General features: G+C 73.0%; 4 protein-coding genes. 2 read left to right on the top strand and 2 right to left on the bottom strand.

The window, feature by feature from the left end; all coding sequences use genetic code 11:
• On the bottom strand, nucleotides 1-2125 hold a 2125-nt coding region (gene lanKC / locus SACPADRAFT_RS27205), incomplete at its 3' end, for a class III lanthionine synthetase LanKC (protein WP_007026776.1).
• Between the two features lie 421 nt (nucleotides 2126-2546).
• On the opposite strand from lanKC, the gene SACPADRAFT_RS0211560 reads away from it, so the two are divergent.
• Nucleotides 2547-2918 (top strand): hypothetical protein, encoded by a 372-nt coding sequence (locus SACPADRAFT_RS0211560; protein ID WP_007026777.1) that lies wholly within the window; start codon nucleotides 2547-2549, stop codon nucleotides 2916-2918.
• Nucleotides 2911-3360, top strand: a complete 450-nt coding sequence (locus SACPADRAFT_RS0211565; RefSeq protein ID WP_007026778.1) for a hypothetical protein — start codon at nucleotides 2911-2913, stop codon at nucleotides 3358-3360. The genes SACPADRAFT_RS0211560 and SACPADRAFT_RS0211565 overlap by 8 nt, the downstream gene beginning before the upstream one ends.
• A gap of 91 nt (nucleotides 3361-3451) precedes the next feature.
• On the opposite strand, the gene SACPADRAFT_RS0211570 is transcribed toward SACPADRAFT_RS0211565, so the two are convergent.
• Nucleotides 3452-3799 carry a hypothetical protein gene (locus tag SACPADRAFT_RS0211570; protein ID WP_007026779.1) on the bottom strand — a complete coding sequence of 116 codons (348 nt, stop codon included), beginning with the start codon at nucleotides 3797-3799 and terminating at the stop codon, nucleotides 3452-3454.
• Nucleotides 3800-4022: the final 223 nt, after the last annotated feature.

Here is a 4022-nt window from a genome sequence, read left to right on the forward strand (position 1 = left end):
GCGCTCGTGCAGGCGCAGGAACAGCAGCGCGGGGCCCGGACCAGCCGTGGCACAGCCCCGCCCGGCCGGCCCCGTCCCCGTCTCCGGCTTCGCCGGACGGACCGGCGGTGAGCGTGTCCAGGACACGTTCGCCGAGGCGCTCGGCGCGGGCGGCGTGGGCGGCGTCCGACCGGGTGCGGGCGAAGTGCAGGTACGTCAGCCCCACGCCCGCCAGTCCGCTCGCGTAGCTGTGCTCGCGTGTCTGCTCGACCAGGGCGGCGGACCGGGCGAGCACCATGTCCGCGTCGTCGCCGTAACCGAAGTTCTCCAGCACGTAGGCGATGCCGTGCGAGCCGTCCAGCAGTCCGGGCCGGGACACCGGCTCGCGGCGGGCCACGTCGCGCAGCCAGCGCTCGTACCCGGGGAACCGGCCCAGTCCCGCGGTGTCGAGCGCGTGCAGCACACCGGCGGCGCCGTAGGCGAAACACGCACCCCCGACCCGGAACTGTTCGATGTCACCGGGGAACAGCCGGTCGGAGCGCTCCGGGGTGGCGGCGGCGAGGATCGCCGTCCCCACGGCCTTGCGCACGGCCTCCCCGTCGGGGTCGGCCGGGTCGAACCCGCTCACGCCGGCCCCGGACACGTCCCCGGACGCCGCCGAGCCGGACGCGGGCCCCGGTACCGGGGCCGGCACGGGATGCGGCCGGTCCGCCGTCCGGGGGACGGGAACTGCGGTGGTGTCCCGGTGCGCGAGCACCCGCAGGATGTCGGCGCCATAGCCGTCGGGAACGGGGAAGCGCGCGCGCACCGCCTCGACGAGCTCACCGAGCTTGGCGGGGGACAGTTCCAGCAGCGTGTTCAGCGGCAGGAACAGCCACAGCTTCAGCGCGGCGAGCGCGTACTCGTCGATGTCGGTGCCGGTCCGGTCGCCCGGCGCGCGGAATCCCGGCGCGCCCAGCGCGGGGCGCTCGCCGGACCCGACGGGACAGGCGAGTTCGAAGTCGACGAGGCGGACCGTGTCGTCCTCGTCGATCATGATGTTCAGCGGGTGCAGGTCGCCGAACACGACACCGCGGGCGTGGATCCCGCGCACGGTGGTGGTCACCGCGTCCAGGACGGCCAGTGCCCGGCGGGTGTAGGCGGCGATGTCGTCGGGAGCCGCGTCGTGCCGGGTGAGCGGGTAGTGACGCGCCAGCCACGAGCCGAGCGAGCGCCCCGGCACGTGCTGCATCGCGAGGAACTCGTGCTCCCACACGGGGAACAGCTCGTACACCTCGGGCACGCCGGGCACCCCGGCGAGCCGGGTGAGCATGTCGTGCTCGGTGCGCAGTCTCGTCACCGCGTCCACCCCCGCGCGGTCGAGCCCCGCGTGCGGCCGGGCCTCCTTGAGCACGACCTCCGAGCCGTCCGAGCTCCTCTGCGCCTGGTAGACGCCGCCACCGTTGGAGAAGTGCAGCGAGCGCAGCACCCGGTACGGCATACCGCCGCCGGAGGACCGCCGTGTCCGAAGGTGCGGGGTGAGGCAGTCGGGCACCTCCACCCAGTCGGGTACGGAGAACGTCGGCCCCCGGTCGTCGGGGACCGTGGTCCCGTCCGGTCGGGTGATGCCCAGGACGCGGGCGCCGCCGGACTCGACCCACTGCTCGGTGAACGCGCCGTAACGGACGAACAGTGGCCCGTCGCCGTAGCGGAGGTCGGTCAGGATGTAGGGGCCGGGTTCGCCGGCCAGCTCGGCGGAGAGTTCGTCGAGCGTGCGCGCGAGCCGCCCGTCGTCCTCCGGATAGAGGGTCATCGCCTTTCCGCTCGCCGACCGCGGCGCATACTTGGAATTCTGCGCGAGAACGATCGGGTGCGACCGGAGGTGCTTGAACGCGAGACGCGCGTCGCGGCAGTATCCGTACACTTTGCGAAACACCCGTTCCGCGTTGTCCGGACACACCGAGACGTGAATTTTCCACCCCTGCCGGGGCAATTCCGCCGCCCGCGGGACGAGCATTCGCCAGACCCCGAGGTCCTTTTCCGCCCAGTCCGCACCCGGGACGGGAAGGAGCTGGGAGAAGCCGGTGTCCTCCGGTGTCGCGGAGCCCCGCTGCTCGTCGAAGAACAACGGGTCCGCGAAGCAGAAGGCCTCGTACCGGAGGTCCATCCGGAATATCCCTCCCAGAGATCGTCGATGCCGGCCGGCGCCCGGCCTCGTCCACCGGACGCCGGGGGATATTCGGCCACGGCGGAGCCGTTGCCGCCAATCCGCCGAAAGCGCGTTCCCCGGCGCCGCGGGAATGGCCCCCTTCCCGGCGGTAGGGAAACCAGGGGTAACGATTCCGGCGGAACGAATCACTCGAATGTCACGTAACGGACCGGCGAAGGCCACCCCTGCGACGGGACCGGGGGCCCGACCGACCGCGAGGACCCGCAGGGAATGTCACTGTGCGTGTGCACCGGCGCCCTCGGGTCGCACGGGGCCGCGCGGGCGGGAGGAACCCGCGACCGGGGTCCGCGCCCCGATCGACGCGGGATCGGCCGGACCCCGTACGCTACAGCGGGTAGTAGACAGCAGGAGGGTGCCGGTGATCCCTGGGTTCGCCGTCGCGCTGGTGGTGTGCGCGCTCGCGGTCGCGGTGTGGGCCTTCGCCCTCGCCCTCGCCGACCGGCCCCCCGCGCGGCCGCTGCTGATCGGGCTCGGCGTCGTCGAGGCGCTGCTCGTCGTCCAGGTCGTGATCTCGGTCGTTCTGTTGGTCGCGGGCGAACGGCCCGGCGACCTGCTGACGTTCGTGTCCTACCTGGTCGGGATCCTCTTCGTGCTCCCGCTCGGCACGGTGTGGGCACTCGCCGAGCGCAGCCGCGCGAGCACGGCCGTGCTCGGGGTCGCCTGCGGCACGGTGCCGGTGCTGCTCCTGCGGATGTACGTGGTGTGGGTGGGCGGCGGGGCCGGTGTCTGACAGCCCCGGCCCGGACCGCACCCACCCGGCACCGTCCTCGACCGCGAGCGGTCCCGGCAGGGTCCTCGTCGCGATCTACGCGATCTTCGCCGTCGGCGCCACCTCCCGCGCGGCCGTGCAGATCGCGACCCGCTTCGGCGAGGCCCCGATCCCGTACCTGCTGTCCGCCTTCGCCGCCGTGGTCTACGTCCTCGCCACGGTCGCACTCGCGCGCGGTGGTGCCGCGTGGTGGCGCGTCGCGGTCGTGGCCTGCGCGTTCGAACTGGTCGGTGTGCTCACCGTCGGCGCGGTGAGCGTGCTGCTGCCCGGTGTGTTCCCCGATGCCACCGTCTGGTCGAACTTCGGGATGGGGTACCTGTTCATCCCCCTCGTTCTCCCGGGGCTCGGGCTGCTCTGGCTCCGGCGCACCGCGCCCGGCCCGCGGGCGCGCACTCCGCACTGAGGCCCGAATATCCGGCGCCGGACCGGGTGGCCGCCGAGCCGAACCGGCCCGGACGACCGGCGGCCACCCCGTCACCGCGCGGGAAAGCCGGTCACCAGAAGACCGCGACCCCGACGTTGAGCAGGGTCAGCGCCGCCAGCGCGCCGAACACCCCCTGTCCGGCCGTGGGCCTGCGCCACAGCACGTGCGCCAGCACCAGGACCACCACGGCGACACCGAGCTTGACCGCGATCTTGGTGTTGTCGACCTCGGAGTCGACGAGACCGGCCGAGGCGATGCCGGTCAGGGCCAGGCCGGTGAGCACCTGCGCCCCGGCGCCGGAGAGCATGATCAGGCCGTTCGGTGACCCGGGCGCCACCAGGCGGGCCACCACACCGCTGACGAGGCCCGCCATACCGAGCAGATGCAGAAGGACCAGTGCGTCGTAGACGATTTCCATGCCGGGACAGTACTACAAGACGTAGTAATGAGTGGGAGGCACGCGGGAACCGGCGCGGACGTCAGTGCCACGGCACGGCGAACAGGCTCGCCGACGTGCTCAACGCCGTCAGCAGCAGCGCACACGCGAGCGGCCAGGCCGCCGGGAAGGCACTCCGGTGCGGCTGCCGCAGCCGCCGGATCCGGGCCTGCACCGGCGTGTCGGCCGCGCCCAGCGCCCCGGT

Source organism: Saccharomonospora iraqiensis subsp. paurometabolica YIM 90007, from assembly GCF_000231035.2.
GTDB classification, from domain to species: Bacteria; Actinomycetota; Actinomycetes; order Mycobacteriales; family Pseudonocardiaceae; genus Saccharomonospora; species Saccharomonospora paurometabolica.